At 44.4% G+C, this 22739-nt stretch carries 20 protein-coding genes and 1 pseudogene; 12 read left to right on the top strand and 9 right to left on the bottom strand.

Annotated elements, in window-relative coordinates; genetic code table 11:
* Positions 1-21: 21 nt before the first annotated feature.
* Positions 22-1398 (bottom strand): MATE family efflux transporter, encoded by a 1377-nt coding sequence (locus tag AK966_RS00500; RefSeq protein ID WP_119463333.1) that lies wholly within the window; start codon positions 1396-1398, stop codon positions 22-24.
* A 94-nt stretch (positions 1399-1492) separates the two neighbouring features.
* On the opposite strand from AK966_RS00500, the gene AK966_RS00505 reads away from it, so the two are divergent.
* Positions 1493-2935, top strand: coding sequence for a DUF2867 domain-containing protein (locus tag AK966_RS00505; RefSeq protein WP_119463334.1), 1443 nt, complete (start codon positions 1493-1495; stop codon positions 2933-2935).
* On the opposite strand, the gene AK966_RS00510 is transcribed toward AK966_RS00505, so the two are convergent.
* Complete coding sequence (locus tag AK966_RS00510; protein ID WP_099078714.1) at positions 2922-3476, bottom strand: NapC/NirT family cytochrome c; 555 nt, start codon at positions 3474-3476, stop codon at positions 2922-2924. The two genes, AK966_RS00505 and AK966_RS00510, sit on opposite strands and share 14 nt — an antisense overlap.
* Before the next feature lie 22 nt (positions 3477-3498).
* A complete protein-coding gene (locus AK966_RS00515) occupies positions 3499-4122 on the bottom strand; it encodes a cytochrome c-553 (RefSeq protein ID WP_172438078.1) in 624 nt (207 codons plus the stop codon).
* 643 nt (positions 4123-4765) lie between these two features.
* Between AK966_RS00515 and AK966_RS00520 the strand changes: the two genes are divergently transcribed.
* The 3 genes from AK966_RS00520 to AK966_RS00530 are packed head-to-tail and all read left to right on the top strand — an operon-like array spanning position 4766 to position 10045.
* Positions 4766-7027, top strand: a complete 2262-nt coding sequence (locus tag AK966_RS00520; RefSeq protein ID WP_119463335.1) for an OmcA/MtrC family decaheme c-type cytochrome — start codon at positions 4766-4768, stop codon at positions 7025-7027.
* A gap of 50 nt (positions 7028-7077) precedes the next feature.
* On the top strand, positions 7078-8052 hold the full coding sequence (locus tag AK966_RS00525; protein WP_099078712.1) for a DmsE family decaheme c-type cytochrome: 975 nt from the start codon (positions 7078-7080) through the stop codon (positions 8050-8052).
* 10 nt (positions 8053-8062) lie between these two features.
* Positions 8063-10045, top strand: a complete 1983-nt coding sequence (locus AK966_RS00530) for an MtrB/PioB family decaheme-associated outer membrane protein (protein ID WP_099078711.1) — start codon at positions 8063-8065, stop codon at positions 10043-10045.
* Between the two features lie 121 nt (positions 10046-10166).
* On the opposite strand, the gene AK966_RS00535 is transcribed toward AK966_RS00530, so the two are convergent.
* From AK966_RS00535 to rsuA, 3 genes are all read right to left on the bottom strand, one after another.
* Positions 10167-10826, bottom strand: coding sequence for a DUF2913 family protein (locus tag AK966_RS00535; RefSeq protein WP_182852544.1), 660 nt, complete (start codon positions 10824-10826; stop codon positions 10167-10169).
* Positions 10826-12028, bottom strand: coding sequence for a Bcr/CflA family multidrug efflux MFS transporter (locus AK966_RS00540; protein WP_099078709.1), 1203 nt, complete (start codon positions 12026-12028; stop codon positions 10826-10828). Before AK966_RS00540 ends, AK966_RS00535 begins: the two co-directional genes overlap by 1 nt.
* Positions 12029-12218: 190 nt before the next feature.
* Positions 12219-12920, bottom strand: coding sequence for a 16S rRNA pseudouridine(516) synthase RsuA (gene rsuA / locus AK966_RS00545; RefSeq protein ID WP_099078708.1), 702 nt, complete (start codon positions 12918-12920; stop codon positions 12219-12221).
* Between the two features lie 153 nt (positions 12921-13073).
* Between rsuA and AK966_RS00550 the strand changes: the two genes are divergently transcribed.
* The 7 genes and pseudogenes from AK966_RS00550 to AK966_RS00580 all read left to right on the top strand — a co-directional run bounded on the left by AK966_RS00550 (position 13074) and on the right by AK966_RS00580 (position 19225).
* The gene (locus AK966_RS00550) at positions 13074-14825 is read left to right on the top strand and encodes a DEAD/DEAH box helicase (RefSeq protein ID WP_119463337.1); all 1752 of its coding nucleotides are present in this window, start codon (positions 13074-13076) and stop codon (positions 14823-14825) included.
* 77 nt (positions 14826-14902) lie between these two features.
* On the top strand, positions 14903-15322 hold the full coding sequence (locus tag AK966_RS00555) for a PepSY domain-containing protein (protein ID WP_119463338.1): 420 nt from the start codon (positions 14903-14905) through the stop codon (positions 15320-15322).
* A gap of 24 nt (positions 15323-15346) precedes the next feature.
* Positions 15347-16006, top strand: a complete 660-nt coding sequence (locus AK966_RS00560; RefSeq protein ID WP_099078705.1) for a response regulator transcription factor — start codon at positions 15347-15349, stop codon at positions 16004-16006.
* A complete protein-coding gene (locus tag AK966_RS00565) occupies positions 15996-17345 on the top strand; it encodes an ATP-binding protein (RefSeq protein WP_119463339.1) in 1350 nt (449 codons plus the stop codon). Before AK966_RS00560 ends, AK966_RS00565 begins: the two co-directional genes overlap by 11 nt.
* Before the next feature lie 247 nt (positions 17346-17592).
* A complete protein-coding gene (gene rplY, locus AK966_RS00570; protein WP_099078703.1) occupies positions 17593-17871 on the top strand; it encodes a 50S ribosomal protein L25 in 279 nt (92 codons plus the stop codon).
* 483 nt (positions 17872-18354) lie between these two features.
* Positions 18355-18579: pseudogene (gene ushA / locus AK966_RS00575) on the top strand (bifunctional UDP-sugar hydrolase/5'-nucleotidase); the annotation flags it as partial.
* 421 nt (positions 18580-19000) lie between these two features.
* Positions 19001-19225: a hypothetical protein gene (locus AK966_RS00580; RefSeq protein WP_099078701.1), complete on the top strand. Its 225-nt coding sequence runs from the start codon at positions 19001-19003 to the stop codon at positions 19223-19225.
* An 85-nt stretch (positions 19226-19310) separates the two neighbouring features.
* On the opposite strand, the gene AK966_RS00585 is transcribed toward AK966_RS00580, so the two are convergent.
* Positions 19311-19559, bottom strand: coding sequence for a DUF1289 domain-containing protein (locus AK966_RS00585; protein WP_119463341.1), 249 nt, complete (start codon positions 19557-19559; stop codon positions 19311-19313).
* A 219-nt stretch (positions 19560-19778) separates the two neighbouring features.
* On the opposite strand from AK966_RS00585, the gene AK966_RS00590 reads away from it, so the two are divergent.
* Complete coding sequence (locus tag AK966_RS00590) at positions 19779-20228, top strand: META domain-containing protein (protein WP_119463342.1); 450 nt, start codon at positions 19779-19781, stop codon at positions 20226-20228.
* A 43-nt stretch (positions 20229-20271) separates the two neighbouring features.
* On the opposite strand, the gene AK966_RS00595 is transcribed toward AK966_RS00590, so the two are convergent.
* Together AK966_RS00595 and AK966_RS00600 are read right to left on the bottom strand one after the other, a co-directional pair.
* Positions 20272-20874 carry a response regulator transcription factor gene (locus AK966_RS00595; RefSeq protein WP_119463343.1) on the bottom strand — a complete coding sequence of 201 codons (603 nt, stop codon included), beginning with the start codon at positions 20872-20874 and terminating at the stop codon, positions 20272-20274.
* Complete coding sequence (locus tag AK966_RS00600) at positions 20864-22669, bottom strand: sensor histidine kinase (protein WP_182852546.1); 1806 nt, start codon at positions 22667-22669, stop codon at positions 20864-20866. Before AK966_RS00600 ends, AK966_RS00595 begins: the two co-directional genes overlap by 11 nt.
* Between the last annotated feature and the right edge of the window lie 70 nt (positions 22670-22739).

The raw sequence follows: 22739 nt of genomic DNA on the forward strand, positions 1-22739 counted from the left end.
CAACTTATCCCGCACAACCTATCAATCTTCAATCAAATTCCTCATCCATTTTTTACTTAGCATACGGCTCAAAGACAACCCCCACTTCACAATTTCTTCCGTCAAAAAAAGTAGGTAAACCCACTGCGGTTCAAACCCAAGTTGAATGGCAGCGAACGCCGTAAGCGGAATACTGATAACCCATTGTGCAAAAAGATCTTGATACAAGCAGTACTTTACATCACCACCTGCGCGCAATACACCAACGATCGCCATCATAGGTACAGAGCGAAGGACCACACCAAACGCGAGAATCACAATAAACTGCTCTGCCAATTTTCGTGTTTCATTGGTAAGGGCACTAAATGCATCTAGGATAAGTTGATTAGTGATCAGCAATACCGTCGCAACCACAACAGCAATGAGTACGTTTAAAATCACCGTTGCCCAAGCTTGATAATAGACTTGGGTGAAGTTCTTCGCACCAAGTTGGTTCCCCACAAGTACCGCTGCGGCATTTGACGTCCCTATCATCATTGCCAAAGCTATCGATTCTACCGGTGTCATCACAGACAGTGCCGCCAATCCTTGCACACCAGCCTGTCCCATAATTGCGTGATAAACAAACAAGCCCCCCGCCCAAGCAAGAAAGTTAAAGGTGGTTGGCAAAGATAACTTCAAGAAACGAGCAATCTTATCCAAAACAAGGCTAGCCCTTATATCAACCAAGCCAAAGGCGACGATATGTTTTCTTCGCCAAAGGAAACTAAACAAAAAAATGACTTCAATCGCTGCGCTGATCACCGTTGCAATGGCTGCGCCTATAATCCCCATCGCAGGAAAACCAAATTTACCGAAAATCAGTACCCAATTAAGCAGGATGTTAGAAAAGATACCAATACCACTGAAGAAGGTACTTAGACCTGGTTGATGCATGGCGCGTAAACCTACCGCCATGCTCGCGACACAAGCAACCCCAAACATACTCACCGACGAGATAACTAAGTAGTCCGCGCCTAGACGTATGACTTGCTCTGAGTCTGTCGTGAGCCTCATGATGGGCTTAGGAAAAAGCACAAACATAACCACCGTTAATGCAGCAAATACCATTGAAATCATCCACGTCAGCGACGTACTTTGCCTTACACCAACTTTGTTTCCCGCTCCCCAGTATTGCGCTGTTAACAGTGCGCCACCGGTTGTTACGCCAAGGAGCATAATGGTCGTAACAAAGGTCGCCCTTGCTGCCACACCAACCGCAGCGATTTCAGCTTCTCCAAGTTGCCCTAGCATCAGTACATCCACCAAGCCTCGGCTAGAGAACATCATACTTTGTAAAGTAATGGGAAGAGCAATGACGAACAATCGACGTAAAAACGATTTATCGGCGTGAATAAACAATTGTGAGAAAAAAGACATCCTCGCTCCAACGACAACCTATTGATAGAAATGGAAAAGTGCACCATGATTATACTCTGTGATGAATAATCCACCAGCAATACAAGGATTCAAAATGAAAAAGGTGTTGGTACTTGGCGCTTCAGGGTACATTGGATCTCAACTGCTTCCGTTACTGCTTGATAAAGGTTACACCGTCACGGCAGCGGCGCGTCATATTGATTATTTGAAGGCCAGAACGCAACCGCATCCAAATCTCACGATCACTTACTTTGATTTAGCCGACATAGATACAACACTGTCACTCGTTAACAACTTTGATCTGGTGTATTTTTTAGTTCATGGTATGGCTCAAGGGCATGATTTCGTCGAATATGAAGTGAATCTCGCAGAAAACTTTAAACAAGCACTAGAGAAAAACCATATAGGGCACGTCATTTATTTGAGTGCTATCCAGCCACGAACCGGAAACTCACCACATCTTGCTGCTCGTAAAGCTACGGGAAAAATCATTCGCCAAACGGGCGTACCCATAACGGAATTGCGTGCTGGTGTGATCATCGGGCCAGGATCAGCAGCCTTCGAGATCATGAGAGACTTTGTTTACAACCTTCCAGTGCTGATCACACCAAAATGGGTGGATTCCAAAGCCAACCCAATTGCCCTGCCCAATCTCAATCACTACTTGCTTGAATTAGCGGAAGTCACCCCGACCAAAAGCGAGATCTACGAGGTTGGCGGTCCTGATACATTAAGTTATCGTGAGCAATTTGAAGTCATTTCTAAGATCACCAAGAAACCTTACCGACTTTGGTCAACGCCACTGCTAACACCCAACATGGCCTCATATTGGTTAGCCATTGTGACATCAGTTCCCGCAAGTATTGGTAAAGCGCTACTTGCAGGTTTGGAGCACGATTACATTGCTGATGCCAAACCCATACACGAACGATTCCCACAAAAGCTGATCAGCTATAAACAGTCCGTCACAGACACCATCGCAGCAGAAGGGACTTTTGTCCGCAGTAACGTTTGGGGATTTGAGCCAGCAGCGCTGAATCGTTGGCAACCAGGGTATGGCTACTACCCAAAACAAGCTGGAACAAGTATCAAGACCAAAGCTTCCGCTGCGTCCTTATGGGAAGTCGCGCAAAAGATCGGTAGCAAAGAGAAAGGCTATTACTTTGCCAATGTCTTGTGGCGCACACGTGAATGGCTCGATATCTTTTTTGGTGGAGGAAAACCAATTCGAGTATCGCCTCCCGGGCCGGAGTTGAAAGTCGGTGATTTTATTGATTCCTGGAAAGTTATTCGATGTGAAGAGAATCACTTTCTTTCTTTATTCTTCGGCATGAAAGGTCCTGGCCTTGGTCGTTTAGAAATAACCATCAAAGACGACGGAATCCAGAGGGAATTAGACATCAGAGCCTGGTGGCACCCACAAGGTTTTTTGGGGCTGCTTTATTGGTTTGCCATGATGCCAGCTCACCTATTTATCTTCAAAGGCATGGTGAGAGCGATGGTCAAGGAAGCCGAAAGATCAGCTAGTCTTGAGTAGGAAGCTTATGTGCAATCCCTGCATGGCAATCAATGCACGATTGATTTCTACTTTCCATCATTTCATGCCGACGAGCAACAGTGCGGCTTTGTTTTTCAAAATCCATCCGTTCGATAGAGTGGCAATATCGACATTGCTTTGACTTGTTGCCCACATACTCGGCTGTTACCACCTCAGCTAAACGGGGTCGGTGCTCTTCTTCAAAATTTTCGAGTGTAATATCACCCATCAACTTATGGTAAATATCCGCCGTAGCGCGAATTTTTAACCCAAGCTTCGCCAAAAATTCTCGTGGCACATGGCAGTCGCTGCACGTCGCTGCGACTACCCCCTTTGCATTGTTAAAATGGGATGATTGTTGATACTCCTCTACGATGGTATCCATGCCAATATGGCAGCGATAGCAGAATGCATTGCTATTTGTGTATTGCATACCAACATGGAAACTCATCACTGCCCCAACACCAATCACAAAAGCCAATATGCCCCCTATCGGCACACCTAGCATCCATTTTTTGTTGGGTTTTCGCCATAGACTCATGTCCAGTCATCTCCAACTTAGTTTAACGGAAGCTGGCATAATATTCGGAGAGTGCCCGCAAGTCCTCTGAACTCAAACTCTTAATCGCATCATCCATTTGTTTGTCAACCGAGCGCTTTCCCTGATTAAATTGCTGCAATGTTGTTAAAAGGTAACCTTTTTGCTGACCAGCTAAGATGGAGGCTTCATCGAACGGGTCACTCCCTCCTTCAGCATGGCAATTTTCACAGCTTTTAAGGTGAACAGCTTTCCCTTTTGCCGCGAGCGCTGCGTCAAACGGTTGGTCAGCACGGACAAACTCGATGCTAGAATAATGCTTAGCAATATTCTCTATCTGTGCTTCAGTTAGGGATTTCACAACGCCAACCATGTCACCTTTTTGGCTAGTATCTCCATAAACAAAATTCACTGTGGCAGCTGGCCTACCCTCTAAATATCTCAACATTTGATCAACGTGATTAAACTCTGGTATCCCCGCAATAGAGGGAATATTAGTATTAGAGCTCACACCTTTAGGTCCGTGACAAGATTCACATTGATTTTTAATAATTAAATCTTCGGTAGATGCCCAGCCCCAAGAAATAGACATCAAACTTAAAAGTGATATGGTAAATATATTTAAAAGAAACTTTGAAATGAGAATCATTAATTCATCCCTCCGTAAAACCATCTTTGATAAAGTCTTATCATTAATTCCAACGAAAAATCAGATTTTTATACCCACAGTGACGGTTAATTCCTTGCCGCATGACTAAAGAGGTATTACAGCGCGTACACCACGTTTATATGCTTCCTGACTCTACACATCGTGCAACACACCAGTCAAACCTCTATTCCTGCGAGTATCTTACGGTTGACCGTGCATCGATAGCCGAATCAAAACAATAAAAACATTTGTCATTCCGACAACGTGGGCAGAATAAACTTTATAAAAGTGGTGAGATTCTTTGTTTGTGAATTTTAGCGTAGTTCAAATAAATCTAATTTTTTAGTTTTCACGCTAAACACTCCTTTATAACATTTAAAGGTTAAGTCGCTGTTTTATTTATTCATTGTTACAAAATCAACCATTTACCATAATAAAAGTGCGTATTATTTTTTAACATTTATCTTTACGTCTATACTCATACCAGACCAGTAAGTTTCAATTCCTTGGAAATGAGTGGATATACGGACATCTAAACTCGGTCTCGATAAAGGATAAATAACTTAATCAGTAGGTTATATATAGCAAACTTCATCAAAGCTAACTCAATCCCACTTACTTTAAGGAAGAATCGAGAGAGGCCATGAACTGTTTCAAGTCGACTATTATTGTCATCTTAGGGTCACTACTTATCGCTTGCGGACCAGACAGCAAGAATGACCAAAATACCCCTCCTCCTAACTTGGGTGATTTTCGCGTTAATATCCAACCACCTAGATTAGTTTCTCTTGATAGCGGTGAAACGAAACTCGTCATCGACTTCTCTATATATGATGGCAGTGGGCAGTCGTACCGCTTTGATGAAAATAGAGAATTTCGCATCGCCTTATTAAAAGCGATGCCTTCTCGCGAGAATATTGAAGATACAACCGATCCCGCATTCGCATTTAACGGACGTCATGGCAACACGTATTGGAAGAGCTTTCATCACTCGAGCAACACTCCCACTAATCGCGCAAGCATGGAAAGTGTTTGGGATGGTCATTTGCTAGAAACGGATGAGGGATATCGATACACCTTTGCCATAGCAGATCTGTTTAAAATTCAGGATCCTTATCCTAGCGACTCAGTAAATAACAGTGGTTATATCGCATGGGATGAAGATACGTTACACCGAATTGTTATGGCGTATGGCGACAAAGAACTTGGATTCACTCACACTTACGAGTGGATACCGAGTGGGAACACCAGCCCATCAGTCTCACGAAACGTGATTGAGAAAGGGAAGTGTGAAAGTTGTCATATGGAAGAGCCGCTTTTCCATAGCCCCGGCTATCGCTCCATTGACAATAATATTGCCGTATGTACCGCTTGCCACAATGACAGCAACCCAGGTGCGGCACCAGCCAGACGTCCGTTAGCTGCAATCATTCATCAGTATCATGGCAACGTATTTAAACTTGGTAGCGATAGAGGTGACAGCACCACTTACAAGCAGCCCATCGATGAAAACGATATGCTGGTTACCGATATTAATGGACTCATTGTTGAAGACAATCCGTTCCCTCAAGATGCTCGAAACTGTACCACTTGCCATTCTACTGACATTACACTGGCATCAGATGCGAATAATTGGTTTGAGCACCCTAGCCAAGTGGCCTGTGAAACTTGCCATTTATATCGAGATCGGGGCGCACATGACAACCAAGTTGGTAATGTATGGCTACGCAATGGCGAACCACAAAATACTTGTTCCGGCTGCCATCGCCCTTATGAGCGAGACGACGAGGGCAACCCAATTGTTGGAGAGGATGCGGAGCGGAGTGCAAAAACCGTCCATCTTACTCGTCTAGATAATCTCGCTACCGCAAGAAACTCTTTAGTGATTGATATAAAACACGCCAGGTTCACTGACAATCAGTTTGAAATTGAACTGAAGGTCTCGAAAGATGGTCTTGGAATAACATCAATCGCTGAGCTTTCCCCTTACATCAATGAACCTGGTCACTTAAACCTATTGCTCAACTGGGATAACGGAGATGGTCCCGTACTTGCGAACAACAGTTTAAACCTTGCTGATGATGGTCAAACAGGTGATGGTTGTATTGCCCAAGGTGAAGGATTATTTCTGTGCCATAAGAATTTTAGCGACACACTGTTACAGCCTAATGCCACCTCCATTCTTACTGTCAACATCGCTGACGCTCCACTTTGTGCGGATAGAAAGAGCGGAGAGCTTGCCGACTGCCACATCTTCGAGGGCATCGACCTGATTAACTCGCCTTTTGTTATTGCCTCGAACAATGCAACCGCGTCTTTTGATATCGGAGGCATCGTGAAACAACATAGTATCCCTGTGGGTGCCGAACTCGTATTATGCAATGACTGTCATAAGGAGCTCTCCATTCATTTATTCGGCCAACATCCTCATGCAGCGACGGACTTCCAACAGTGTAAGAACTGCCACAACTCTGAGCGCTCCGCCTTTTTCTCAGGCATGGCAGCCGATCTCAAATACCATGTTCATTCATTCCATGCGTTTGGCTCTCGACGTACAGGGAACGCCCCATACCCTGGTACAATAAACAATTGTGAAGCCTGCCATAGTCAGTCGCAATACAACTTACCAAGCCAGAACAATCCTCGTCCTTCCTTGGCCAGTGGTCAATACTTTAGCCCAGCATTAGTCGCTTGTGGCGCATGTCACCTCGAATCATCACTGGCAAACGCGGACCCTGATACCATCGCAGGAGACTCGGCTTTAAACCATATGCTAAATCATGGAGCCATTTGGGGCGCAGCAACAGCACCTGAGGCCACGGGGACCGAACAATGCGCAACATGCCACGCAATAGGGCAATCACAAGGAGTGGATAAAGTTCACCGTGTTTATGACTACCGCTGATTAAGGCATTGATAATAAAAACGATGTTTAAAATGAAGAAAAGGATTCTTATGAAAACAATGATTCAGCGGTGGTTTTTGGCTGGCATACTTTGCATCGGATTTACCTTTACGGTGTATTCAAACGACACGACAAAATCTGAAACCACAACGTTGAGCCAAGAAGAAATCGAACAGATATTAGATACTAAGTTTTCTGAAGGAAAATACTCTCGTCGTGGGCCAGATGGTTGTTTACGTTGCCATGATGACACATCAGATAAACCAGCCACGGGAATTTTTGACAACATCCATGGTAAGGCTGCCAATATTCATGGCCCAATCAGTGACAAGCAATGTGAAGCTTGTCATGGACCTGCCAACAACCATGAGCGCAATCCACGTAAAGGACAGGCTCGTGAACCCATGATCACATTTGGTCCCGATTCTCCTGTTCCGGCGGAAAAGCAAAATAGCGTTTGTTTGTCATGCCACCAAGATGCAGATCGCACGACTTGGCACAGCAGTGAACATGCTTTCGAAGGGCTCACCTGCTCGAGTTGCCACCAATTGCACCAAAAAGACGACCCCATGATGTTCGCTGAGCTTCAAGCAGAGAAATGTACCGATTGTCATCCAAAAACAAAATCCGATATCCACAAGCGCACGAGCCATCCTATCCTCGATGGTGTGATGACATGTTCCAGCTGCCACAACCCTCACCAAACACTGAACGACTACAGTTTGAAATGGTCATCCATCAATGATTCTTGTTACGAATGTCACGCAGAAAAACGAGGCCCCTTCTTATGGGAGCACGAGCCCGTTGTCGAGGACTGCACGACCTGCCATAAACCTCACGGTTCGATAAACAAAGCGCTTCTTAACAGGCGCTTACCGATGCTGTGCCAAGAGTGTCATCGCATTCCGCACGCGAATGTTTCCATACCTGAAAATGACCTTAGAGTTCGTGGTGGAAGTTGTCTCAACTGTCACAATCAAGTACATGGTTCCAACCATCCACGTGGCCAAGCGCTAAGCTATTAAGGAGGGAAGTATGAGATCAACACAACTCTATGTAGTCATTTCTTGCATTCTCACCTTGCAAGTACAGGCGAATGATTATGCACTTCAAAACAGCATGCCCGCTGACAAAACTCGTTGGAACTGCAGTGAATGCAGCAGCATTGGACAATGGGAAGGCGACGCTAGCATTGGTGCTGGATTTTTAGACAACGGTGGTTCTTCAAGGTTTTATAATTGGATCCCGCCTCTTTACGGAACCACGAACGATAATAGACATTTTAACGCGAGCCTAAACGTTAATATGGCACAGTATCAAGATAATGGTTTCTTCCAACGTTTTATTGTTGAAGATCTTGGCTTACAACGCTTTTTGCTGCAATGGGAGGTCGGGCAATTTGACGGTTTTCAACTGCTTATCAGTTATCGTGAGACCCCCTACTTTTGGAATCGTTCATCTTTAAGTGCCTATAACGGTACTGACAACACACTAATAAGTGGCGAGCTATCTCAGTATGAGAATGAGGTAAAGCGTGAAACTCTTAAGCTAGAGCTCGAATATACGCCACATACGCCATGGAAGCCTTATGTATCGATGAAACATGAACGTAAGGAAGGAACTCTATCGCTCTATTCACCAAACATTCCGAATCTCATCAGTGCCCCTGGTTTTATCCCCAAAACAATCGACAATGAAACGCTAAATACACAAGCCGGTGTCAGCTACATAGAAGATAATTGGCTTATTGATATCGCCTATCGTGGTTCATTCTTTCGTAATGATCAGTCCGCACTCTATTACGGTAGCGCCAATAATCCATATGCAAACCACCTTGCCTATGAACCTGATAATGACTTCCATCAGTTCGCCATATCCGGCAACTATCGAATGGAACAGCACACCATAAGTGGACGTGTACTCTGGTCTCAAGCCACTTCAGAAGGTGGGCTAAACCCTTTCCCTCAATCCCCCGTCAACTCAGATACATTTCATGGTGAGATGAATTCGCTTCTAGTGAACGCGGATTACCATAACAAGCTCTCACGTCAGACCGCATTAGCGTTATCTGCAAATTATCTAGATAAAGACGATAAGTCAGACCGAAATACCCTCATTGGCTTCACGCGTGAAGAATATGACCGCACCAAAACAAAACTAGAGGCCAAACTCGACCATCACTTCAATCCTGATGTCAGTGTGAATGCCGGGTACCGTTATAAACAAGATAAACGCGAATACGCCGACAGAAAACGAACTGATGAGCATCGATTTTCTCTCGGTTCACAGTATCGCCCTGACGCCCCGTGGTATATTGGAGGTCAAATTTCCTATTCTCAGCGAGATGGGTCTGACTGGTTACCTTCTAGTTATGATTCCCCCAACTTACGACAGTACTACTTAGCGGACAGAGAGCGCCTGGAGGTTCGAGGAGGCGGCTATTACGACATAAATGACAATATTCAGCTCGTCGCTGAAGTCTGGTATGCCAATGACGATTATCCTAAGCCTGATATTGGCCTTAGCGAAGGCGAGGATTACGGCTATGACGTCAGCGTCAACTTCTACCTATCCGATGGGGTAAGCGGCCATGTCTTTTACAACCAGCAAACCATCAGTACTGAGCAACAACTCGCTAACTCTGACGTGGTAGGGTGGGACCGTTACACAACTAAGTTGAAAGACGACATTGCCACTATTGGCTTCGGGATCAGCAAAGATCGGCTTCTTGATGAAAAGCTATCACTCTCTTTTGATTACAGTTATAACCAAGGAAAAGGCAAATCTTCAGTCTCATCAGATGGGTATCAATACCCAGATAACGAGTCCACCTCGTACCGATATGAGTTTAGTGGAGACTATGAAATGACAGAGAATCAGAGCGTTGAATTTAACATCCGCTATGAGGATTATTCAGAAGAAGATTATCTCTTCAATGATGAGGCAGCCAATATGAGCGAAGTTCTGCAAAGCTATGAAGGCTTCTACGGCTCTGTATATTGGAAATACCGCTTTTAGCTTCGTCATTGCATAAACAAAACATCAGGCTTAGATATACAAAGTAAGTGACCTCAAGATGCTGAATTCAGTACACCTGAGGTTACTGAATATATCACCTGATGTTTTCAGAACGAGGGAATTAAGCTTGGAAATTCAGAGGAATTTCAGCCAACTGATTACCTTCGTTCCCTGGGTAGATCAGGTACTCACCGTGGTACTTCACTAACGATTTGTAATCCGTCACCTTATGAACCATAAAGCCGGCTTTAGCCGCTTTCTCAACAAAATCCGCATGATTGCCACGAACAAACCAACTCATAGGCTTCACTAAGCGTTCGCCATCAAAGCAGCTGTCACATTGATCAGCGCACAATGCCAATGAGTTTTGACCTTCGGTAAAGATTTGTACCTTACCGAAACCAATCAACGGCTCGGATGTTGACACTTCCCAGCCTTCTTGTTCCATATAATCAAGAAACGCGTCGATTTCTGAATCTTTAATCACCCTCGCCTCTTTTCCCTGAGGGAAGCTCTGGGCGTAGTATGCAGCAATACGTTTGAAGATAAACAACAACCCTGCGTCGTTACCTTTTGAACGACCCGCTTTTTGCCAACGAGTTAAGTCATCAACAACACTGCGATCAAATTGTTGGGATTTCAATGCTTTTGTTACCCAACGAACCAAGTATAGATTGTTCGCTATTGGCGCATTCGCCAGTTTACCCGAACGATGTTCCTGCTCAAGTTCGCTCAGAGCAGCATTAACCAATTTTTGAATTTCTGTGGTGTAATTAGACATTACGCCTTTCTTCCTAAAGTCCAATAAAACAGTGCAGATAGCACTGAACAAGCAAACATTACGATGATCATTGGCCATGCCACGCCATCAGGCAGCGAGGCAACGAATACCCCAATTAGGGATCCCGTCCCAAAGCGCAGCGTCCCCGCTAAAGAAGAAGCTGTCCCCGCCATACTTGGGTAACCACTTAATAATAGCGCCATTGAGTTACTACCAATGGTTGACAGTGTGCCAATAAACATCACGACAAATGGCACCATACCCCATAGGCCTAGATTCAATAGCCAACCTACAAACAGTCCAATGCCTGCGCTCAGTTGCATCAAGAGCCCAAAACGAAGCATAGCGTGTGATCCAACCTTTTTCACCAAGCGACCGTTGATGCTCGTCATGATGATCATCGCAATAATATTTAGGCCAAACAGATAGCCAAAATGGTTAGGTTGAACCCCATATAAATCAATGTAGACAAACGAGCCAGCCGTCAAGAAAGCAAACATCCCGGAGAATGAAAACGCCCCTGATAGCATTAATCCTAATGCCTCTGGGTTTGAGCATAAACGCGCATAGTTACGAATCGTGGTTCCAAATCTAAGCGACTGTCGATTTTCCGGTGTTAATGTCTCTGGAATCCTCCATAGCACTAACAAAATAACAATCACCGCGGAAATCGCGAGTACCCAAAAAATTGAGCGCCACCCAAACCATACCGCAAGGTAGCCGCCAATCATTGGGGCAACAAGTGGGGCAATGGTAATCACTAAAGTGACGAAAGACATCGCACGCGCAAAGTCTTCACGATCAAACATATCACGAACGATCGCTTGAATAATAACTGCCGCTGCGGCCCCTGCAAAACCTTGAGCCATGCGCACATAAGTTAACGCATCAATGCCGTTCGTGGTTGCACTGACAACCGCTGCCAACCCAAAAAAGAACACGCCAAAAATAAGAACTGGGCGTCGACCATAGCTATCAGCCAAGGGGCCATGAATCAGCTGGCCTAACGCAAAACCAGCAGTATAAGCCGTTAACGTAATTTGCACCGCGCCAGCCGCTACCCCCAAATCTTTGGCGATAGTTGGCATTGCTGGCAAATACATGTCGATGGCTAACGGTGTCAACGCACCAATGGCACCGAGTACAAGGAATAATAAAAAGCTAATTTGAGACTGGGGAGTACTAAGGGCTTTCTCGGTCATTGTTTACCTCTTGTTGTGGTCCTCCCACCAATATTCTGCATTGATTGAGACTGATTGCTGCTTTCGCCAAAACCACTGATTAGCCGCTATTTAGACACCGAGCAGTATTGGCAGGAACCACCAGTTTGAGGAGATTCCGACCAAAAATCCAGTTCTTATTCGGAACTAAAACCATTTCCTGTAAAAATGATCATTTCCAAACAGAATCAATTTCTTCTTGCGTCAGGTAACGGTAGTCCCCTGGTTCTAAGGTGTCATCCAATTGTATTGCACCAATCCGTTCACGATGTAATTGCTCAACTTTATTGCCTAAAGCGGCAAACATACGTTTAACTTGATGGTACTTACCTTCCACGATGGTCAGCAGCACTTCGTTTTCTGCTTCGTTAACAATTTCGAGATGCGCAGGCAATGTGGCTTCCCGCTCATTACGCAGTTCAATACCCTCAGCAAACTTTTCTACGTAATCTGGCTGAATCGCGTCAGCGAGCCAAACTCGATAGGTTTTTTCACACTTGTGTTTTGGAGACGTAATGCGGTGAGACCATTGACCATCATCGGTGATTAATACCAAACCTGTCGTGTCCACATCTAAGCGGCCTGCAAAATGCAAATTTTCAACCTTTGGCTCATCAAGCAGCACAAATGCGGTTGGGTTGTAGCCATCTTCGTGTGAACAAACAAAATCCGCAGGTTTGTACAGCATGATGAAACGAGGCCCAGGCATGCCAACTTCACGCCCCTCCCACTCAACCACACTGCCTTCTGACACTTTAAACGCGCCACTTTTTTGTACTTCGCCATCAACGGTGACAAGGCCACTTTTGATGATCTTTGTTGCCTGCTTGCGAGTCGCACCCAGACCATCACACAAATATTTATCTAAACGCATGAATACCTCATTGAATTATACCCAAATGACTTCTTTACCAGCCTATTGAGCCCAAGTCAGCCCGAGAATGGCGCATTCAAAAGTCACTTGGGTATAAAAGTCAGGTATTATAGCCATCCTAATAAAAATAGTTGAGCAATTTCACAGAATTTCATGTACATCCTTCGCCCTTATCAAGCCGACTCTGTAAAAGCGGTCATTCACTATTTTCGTAAGCACTCAACACCCGCAGTGATTGTCTTGCCAACTGGCGCGGGTAAAAGCTTGGTTATCGCAGAACTGGCAAGGCTGGCTAAAGGCCGTGTGCTGGTGCTCGCTCACGTAAAAGAGCTGGTGGAACAAAACCATGCCAAATACGAAGGGTATGGGTTAAAAGGATCGATATTCTCCGCCGGCTTGGGTCGAAAAGAGACCGACCAACAAGTGGTGTTTGCCTCCGTTCAATCTGTGGTGAGAAACTTAGATTCATTTAAAAATCAGTTTTCGTTGCTCGTCATTGATGAATGCCATCGCGTGCCAGATGAAAAAACCAGCAGCTATCAAAAAGTGATCTCTCACCTAAGAGAACTCAACCCAGGCATTAAAGTTTTGGGTTTAACCGCAACGCCCTACCGCTTAGGCATGGGCTGGATATACCAGTATCACACCCGTGGACAAGTTCGGACTGAAGAGTCACGCTTTTTCCGTGACTGTATCTTCGAACTCCCTATTCGTTATTTGCTAGACGAAAACTTCTTAACGCCAGCACGTATGATGGACGCCCCGGTCTTATCTTATGACTTCTCACAATTAAAACCAGCCAATACCGGGCGATACAAAGAAGCCGAAATGGACATGGTGATAGACAAAGCCAAACGTGCCACGCCACAAATCGTTGAGCAAATCATTCAATACGCCAAAGAACGTAAAGGTGTCATGGTATTTGCCGCCACCGTTCGCCATGCGCAAGAAATCCATGGCTTACTGCCTGAAGGCGAAACCGCTATTGTCATTGGTGACACGCCTACACCTGAGCGCGATGCAATCATTCAGTCGTTCAAAAATCGTGAGATAAAATACCTCGTCAACGTGTCTGTTCTTACCACCGGATTCGATGCACCTCATGTGGATTTGATCGCAATTTTGCGCCCAACGGAATCCGTCAGCTTATATCAACAAATTGTTGGCCGTGGCTTACGGTTATCTGAGGGTAAAACAGAGTGTTTGGTGCTTGACTATGCAGGTAACAGCTACGACTTGTACCAGCCAGAGGTCGGCGACCCGAAACCCGACTCGAACAGCGAAATCATCACCATTCCTTGCCCCGCTTGTGGCTTCAATAATAACTTTTGGGGCAAGCTAGACAGTAATGGTTTCTTATTGGAGCACTTTGGCCGACGCTGTCAGGGCTACTTCGAAGACGATGAAACCGGAGAGCGTGAGCATTGTGGTTACCGCTTTCGTGCCAAATACTGCGGTGAATGCGGCGCGGATAACGACATCGCAGCGCGTATTTGCCATGAATGCGACGCGACGCTCGTCGACCCTGATAAAAAACTTAAAGAAGCATTAAACCTTAAAGACGCGCTTATCTTTGAGTGCACAGAAATGGACTTATCGGTATTCAAATCCAGTGATGGTAAATCGCAACTGAAAGTGACGTATTCTGGTGAGACATATCAAGGCGAAGGTAATGCATTAGTGCATGAGTTCTGGTCATTGAATACCAAAAAGCAGAAGCAAACCTTCAAAGACCAGTTCGTCCGCCCTCATCTAGCCGACAAACATCGTCCTTTTGAAGAAGCATCACCAACCAAGGTTGTGGCGAATCAACATCGCTTCCGTTTGCCCCAGTTTGTTATCGCTCGAAAATCAGGACGCTTTTGGAAATTGCGGGATAGGATTTTCGAAGACGAGTTAAAGTAGCCGAGCGCTCATTAATTCACTCTCTGTTCATGTACAGCTCGATATAATCATTACAATTCATTGAAAAAGGCTTTGCTATGTCGACCTCCGCCACTCCGCGTAAACTTTTCGTGCTGCTAAGTTTAGTGCCGCTGTTATTATCAGCGCCAAGCTTCGCGTCTCACCATGACCATCATGACAATAAAGATAGTCATGCCATCGTTTGTGACGTTGAGAAACCGGGAACACGCATTGAATTCGCTGAAGATCAGGATGAAGTCTACCGTGCGGTTCAGAACGGCTATATTCGTCCCTTTTCCGATATGTATACCGCAGTGGAGAATGATCTCTATGGGCGTATTATTAAAGTTGAACTTGAAGAAGATGACGACGAATGGATTTACGAACTGAAAATTTTGTTCAACGATAGTGTCATAAAAGTTGAATACGATGCGGCCACGCTTGAAATGCTCGAAATTAAGGGGCGTAACTTCAACAAAGCATTAAAGCCACAATAACCAGACACAATAAGAAGAATTAGCATGAAAATACTTGTTGTCGAAGATGAACCTCGTCTAGGTGAACAAATCGTTGAAACACTAGAAAACAGCGGATGGGTGCCAGAGCTTTCCCAAGATGGTATCGATGCCCTTTATCGCGCCACTTCTGAAGAGTGGGATGCGATAGTACTCGATCTTGGCCTTCCAAAACTTGATGGTTTAACGGTACTGAAAGGTATACGAGATGAAAACATTAATACCCCTGTCGTTATTCTAAGTGCACGAGACACACTTTCCCAGCGTGTAGAAGGTTTGAATGCAGGCGCAGATGATTATCTGACCAAGCCATTTGAAATGGTTGAGTTGACTGCACGCCTTCGCGCTCAACTACGCCGAGCATCGGGCAATACATCGCCGGTCATGCATGTTGGCGACTTAAGCTTAGATACCCGTTCATCCAAAGTACTATGGCAAGGGCAGCCGATAAGTTTGACAGCACTAGAATACAAAGTCGTGGCGTATTTTATGCACAACCCCGAGAAAGTTATTTCTCGTACTGAACTTGTCGAGCACATTTATAAACAAGATTTCGACCGAGATTCCAACACGATCGAAGTGTTTATTGGCCGCATTCGAAAAAAAATTGCACCCAAAATCATTAAGACCGTCCGTGGTTTAGGATACCAACTTAATGCCGGGTAGGAATAAACTCCCACTGCACACACTTAAGCGACTAAGTATTAAAAGTCGCTTAGTGCTCGCCGCTGTGGTGTGGTTAACCGCGATGATCCTAGCTGCGGGGGTGACTATCCCAACTCAGGTATACCATTACATGGTGGATGAAACTCGCGCGCAGTTGAATATATTCATGGATGAGATAGCCGCACAATTAGAAGTCGACAATGACGGTAAGCTCTCTCTCACTTCTCAGCTGTCCGATCCACGCTTTAACCGCCCTTATAGTGGTTTATATTGGAGTGCATCCACAGAAAGCAGCCTAGAACGTTCACGTTCTCTTTGGGACAAGAAGATTGAATACAAGGGATTGGACAAAGATGCCTTTGGCGCACGAGATGAAAAGCTCATCACGTTGAAGAAGACCCTTTATCTACCCGATTATGACGGTCCCATTGATGTCATCATCGGCATCGACGAAGAGCCAATCGAAGGCACAATTCAATCTTTGACCGGACGACTGTGGATCATATTAGGCTTGCTATTTGCTGGCGTACTTGCGGTTATCTTGCTGCAAATTGCCTGGTCATTAAGTCCGCTTACCAAGCTGCAAAGAGAGCTCGGAGAGCTTAAATCAGGTCACAAAAAAGGCTTAGAAGAAGAATACCCAAAAGAAATTTCACCGCTGATCACTGACCTCAACGCCCTGCTATTTCACTACCAAGAACTCTTAGAGCGAGCTCGAAATCATGCTGGGAATTTATCTCATGCGCTAAAAACGCCGCTCTCGGTTTTGAAAAACGAAGTGCAGAACTTAACGCCTGAAGAGCAAAATCGCTTAAATGCGCCAATTTCCCAGATTCAGCAACACATCGACTATCACTTAGGCCGCGCTCGTATGGCAGGCTCGATGAATATTCTCTCAGTAAAATCAAACCCGTCTGAACGGGTAGATGCCATCTCAATGGCGTTTGATAAAGTCTATGCTCATCGTGAGATCTCTTTGATCAACGAATTAGATTCTGAGTTGAGTGTCGCGGTAGAAAAAACCGACTTAGACGAAATGGTCGGTAATCTACTAGAAAATAGCTACAAATGGGCAAACTGTATTATTCGCGTTCACGCTACGCAAGATAAAAACAACATTTACATCATGATTGAAGACGATGGTCCAGGCATTCCACGGGAGCAACTTAATCAGGTAACGAAAAGAGGCTATAGGCTCGATGAAACCAGCCCAGGTTCTGGCCTTGGGTTAAACATCGTCAGTGAAATGGCACACAGCTATCGCGGTCAATTAAGCCTCGAGGAAAGCAAAATGGGTGGTTTAAAAGCGACGCTGATACTGCAGCGAAGCCGTGCTTAACGGGCAGCAAAAAAGGTTAAAATCAGCACAAAATGAGCAAACTTTCATCCAACTTAAAAAAACAGAAGGTTCCCCCCAAAAGAGTGGCGTTTTTTTATTGGTTTATAGACAATTTTTGTTGCTGAATACAGAACTGGATGCTAGTATCCGCGCTCGCTTGAACAGTTACTGATTCAAGCTTTACCACGAACACAAGGTCGCATTGTGTCGTGAAATTTTATTTTTTACTAATTTGAGAGTAAATACTATGAAATTCGAAGCAGTAGTACGTACTGAACTAGGTAAAGGTGCGAGCCGCCGCCTACGTCACGCTGGCAAATTCCCTGCAGTTGTATACGGCGGTGAAGAAGCAGCAGTTGCTATCGTTCTTAACCACGACGACATCGTTAACCAAATGGACAAGCCAGCGTTCTACGAAAGCATCGTTCTAGTTATCGACGGCGCTGAAGTTAAAGTTAAGCCACAAGACGTTCAACGTCACGCTTACAAGCCAAAAGTTGAGCACATGGACTTCATCCGTATCTAATTCCCTACCAAGGAATTAACGGATAAAATCCAAACCTTTTGCATACAAGATTATCGGACTTACCAGCCGAGATATCTAAAAAATTTCAAAACCCCGGAGACTTACCACCTCCGGGGTTTTACTATTTAAGGCGTTCTGAAATCACTTGTTTAGCCCATCCAAAAGCTTGCAAGCAACTGTAAATCCACGATTACCCCAACTTTAAGCAAGCATGTTGCTTATACTCCTTATCTCTTAACACCGTAGGTAGAAAAATCTTAACCGATTATTTCACTTAAGCGATACGAAACCAAATCGATCAATCCTTCGTCAAACTCGAGTGTAAAGCTCATAAATCAAACACCGACTCACAAGTCAATATACTATTAACCAAACTGATCACGTTTCATATTGAAATGGACTTTGGATAAATTCTAAATACCGTTTTTATTTATCGACATCGCCTGCACGCTTGTCTTTTGCATTTTCAATAATTTTGCAATCAAGGTGTATAAGTTTACAGTTCCAAGCTATAACGCTGGAGGTGGCGATGGTTACCCTAAACTTGATGTCGTTGATACAGGCAACGTAGACGCGGCAGTTCTAAAAGATGACTTAGAATCCTTACAGACCATTGCAGTTGCTAACTATGGGCCTCAAGGTGAGATCGTATACACCAATACGGATGTTCCAAATTTCGGCGGCTGTAAAATCAATACTCCACAATAATATTTTATTGATTAAATAACACTCTTAAGTTCAAACCGGAGCATCAACGCTCCGGTTTTTTGTATTTAAAAATCGCTTATAGATTCACATTTTTAGCATCGGTAAGCTAAATAGCTGAAAATAAACTACCTAAAAAAGGAGGAAAAAAAATATTCATTGGTACTGTTGACGACCTTATGCCGGGCTTCTATGTTTGATAAAGCCTTTCCAACACACAGATGAGTTGCTTGGTGTTTAAGCTTGTATTTTAGCAATTCTACCAGTGATTCAAAGAAAGGTGGTGGCGTTACAAACACTGCTCTGAAACAATTTGTCTTCCAGACTTCAAACAATGGCGATGCACCTCCAAGTGTACGTCGATGAGCAGCTATCTGAGCGCCAATGTGTTCAAACTGCTGCCATCGAGTTCTGGAGGTCAAAAATGAAACGAGCCAGCAAAAGCTACAGACTGCAAATGATTAAGGAAGTGGTTACACGCAGAGAGCGTGAAGCGTGTACTGACCCTATGGCAAAGTATATCCATCAATTGATGGATGAACGCCCCAGCAATAAATTGGATGTTGAACAAAACCACCGATTTGCCGGTTGCCACTTCGACGAACAAGCAGGAGGTTGGGTAAGTGATGACCTTTGGTCAATGAAATAGCAGCTTAAGTCAGCGTTTTCCCGACTTCATTGACATCGCCAATTGAGTCGGGAATCACTCCGTTAATACCGCTCTAATCATCAGACTAAAATAAATCCTGTTGTGGCGAAGACGTTTCTTCAGGTAACACAGGCTTCGTTTTTCCTGCTAATAACTTTCTTCTATATCTTTGTCGGCATAGCTTTATGACATGCAACTGCTGCGCAGAAGTAAGGCTCAGCCAGTTGAAGCGCTCATCTCTATTACGCATGCACCCATGACAATACCCTTTCTCGTCAGAGCTACAAACCCCAACACAAGGGCTTGGGATAGAAAAAAATTCCAGTTGCTCCATGCTAAAACCGTTCTATAGTTAACAAATAAACATTCAACCGATTATCGTTGACTGAGTGTCGGAAATATTGTGCCATATTCAGTCGATATCATTTCGGGGATGAGATCTCTGGTATAAAATACGCCGTGTCAACACGCATACGAAACTATAACCGTATACTGACAAAATTTGTATTTTATCTCCTATACTTATCACGCTTTCTAAAACGGAGTCTATAATATGAAGCTTAGCCTAAAAACGTTAGTTGCAGCAATCTCACTTCCAATTCTAATGACCGCATGCGCTAACAATGGTGATGACTATGTGAAAGAGATTACAGTTCAAGACTTACAGAATCACAACTGGGAATTAGTACAAGTTGATGGCGAGAATATCGCGATTGAAGATGCTGAATTTGCGCCTCGTCTAGAGTTAGGAGAAAACCTAACGGCTAATGGTAATGCCGGCTGTAATGAGTTCTTTGGCCAGGCTGAGTTGAAAGACAATCAACTGCGCATCGAAAAAATGGGCATGACCATGAAGATGTGTATTGACGATCAAATGAATGTCGAGCGAGTGATGACCGACACATTAGCTCAGTGGAGCGACATTACTCTAACTAAAGAAAACCTAGTACTAAAAACGGCTGATCACGAACTGACGTTCGTTCTTAGTGACTGGTTAAACTAAGTCAAATGACGAATTGAAAAAGCAGCTAACCTAGCTGCTTTTTTTATGCTTCAATTAAATGCCCCACTTTTCTAATAAGCGTCGCGACGCTCTCTGCCTCAAGTTTTCTCATGACATTCGAACGATGCACCTCAATTGTGCGTAAAGAGACACACAACTGATTTGCCATCTCTTGGTTTTTCATTCCTTTTACGACCAAATCGAGCACTTCCCTTTCTCGCTTAGTTAAATTTTGTAGCACGTACTTAGCGCGCAACTTATCAAGGTTACCCATTGACTTTGCCATTGCTAACTCGATTGCAGAAACTAGCGCATTGCCATCGACGGGTTTTTGAAAGAAATCTAATGCCCCCCCCTTTAATGCTTCTACCGCCATCGGGATATCCCCGTGCCCCGTTAAGTAAATGACACTGACCGGGCTAAATTGCTCATCCATGATTTGGTGGACATCTTGGCCGCGCATTTCTGGCATGCGACTATCAAGCAATACACAACCAGCAGACGCCAACTCTGCGTCCGCCAAAAAATCCATGCCGTTTGAATAGACTTTTACTTCATAACCATAGCTTTCAAGCATAAATGCCATGGACTCTAATACGGACTCTTCGTCATCAACAATATAGAGTGGACAAAGATTACGACTCATGACAAGCCTCCTGATACGGTAAAACGATGGTCACCTGACAGCCTGTTGGCTCAATTGACCGGAAACGAATACTACCTTGATGGGCATCAATAACATCACGGCAAATTGCCAACCCCAATCCAAGGCCATTTTCTTTGGTGGTATAGAACGCCTGATCAAGGGGGATCTCCTGCCCCTGAATGCCGATACCATTATCAGTAACATCGATAATGACCATTTCGTCACAAAAACTTACGTCTAGGTCAACGAACAAATTTTTGCGTTTTGGCACATGACTGAGGCAAGCATCTTTGGCGTTATTGAGTACATTTAACATCACCTGTTGCAATCCCGTCACATCCGCATAGATTGGCTGTGGCTCGCCCGAATACATCACGCCGAGTTGAATACGGTAGCGTTGAAATTCATAATCCACCAGCTTCATTACATCTTCAATCAGGCACGGAAAATCAACCCAACACTTTTCTATTGGCGTTTTATTAATTAAACCTCGTAAACGTTGAATAATGTCGCTAGCTGAAGTCACTTGCAGCTGAATTTTTTCTAAGATTGGAAACAACTCTTCTGGTTTTGTGCCCCGCTCCATACGCACTTTTACACCTTGGCTATAATTTTTGATCGCTGCCAGTGGTTGATTGATTTCATGCGCCAGGCTGCTACCAAGTTCACCAATGATGGTGATGCGCTGTGCGTGCTCAAGCAAACTACTTTTACGACGCAAATCATTCATTGCGTTTTTTAGTTCTTCACGACTGCGCTGAAACTTACACTGCAACCAAAAGTGATAGCCTGTTAATAGAAACAAAGTAAGTATTGAAGCAAGCGCAACGACTTGGTTCTCGTGTAACCACTCTTTTGCTTTCTCTCCCAAAGGTTTCTGCAAAGGATGCATATCCAGATGTTTGTACACCTTGTCAACATTAATGCTTGGCGCAGGCAGCATCCAGCCCACATTATTTGCAGCAATCGCGGCAGGATGATCTGCTGGCATAGAAAATAGCGTTTGCGCGACCATCTGACCTACATAAGCCGGTGCGCGTTCGGTCATCGCCAACGTCCAGTTAGGATAAAGTGGCGTACTTACTGCACAAACCGAACCTGCGGGACGTGTTTCATTGATAACTCGCAAACCGTTTAACTGAATACGCCCCTCTTTCGCCATATTCTCCAACGTACATGCCGGCACAATCGCTACATCAAGATTGTTATCTATCACGTTTAATATTAATTGATCCGTTGGTGGTCCCGTGAACTGAATCTTTTCAAAAAATGAGGCGTTGAAATAACCTAACTTATCTAACTCGTATTGAAGCGCAATAAAACCACCAAATGCTTTTTCCGATACCGCTGCAACATGCGCCTTACTAATGTCCTTTAACGTCTTATATGGTGACTCCTCACGAACAACGACGACTGACGCAATCGACTTACTAGGAAAGTCGCTATACGCCGTTTTTTGGGTTGCTAACCAGTTAATCGGATACTCGCGAGCAAGTTTGGTCGCCTGCCCTGGACTGGTCAAAATAAAGTCTAATCTGCCGTGCAAAAACACTTCTTCTAACTGGTCAAAATCATAGGTATGTAAGTTAAATTGATAGCCTGGATTCTTTGTTTCCAACCAATTCAATGTCGGCTCCCACGCTTGCCTTGCGTGTGCATACCCTCTCAACGCCAACACCCCGACTTCATAGTCTTTTCTTTGAGTTGTAGGCTCGTTCGCAAATGAAACATAAGAGAACACTGTTGAAATAACAAAAATAAACAGTTTAATTTTTTGAGAATGGTTATTAATCACTTACGAAATAATATTAAAAATTGTCTGTAGCACATTTTACCATCACTTCCCCCAATAACTTTGTTGCTTT

The organism is Vibrio sp. PID23_8 (assembly GCF_003584965.1).
Taxonomy (GTDB): Bacteria; Pseudomonadota; Gammaproteobacteria; order Enterobacterales; family Vibrionaceae; genus Vibrio.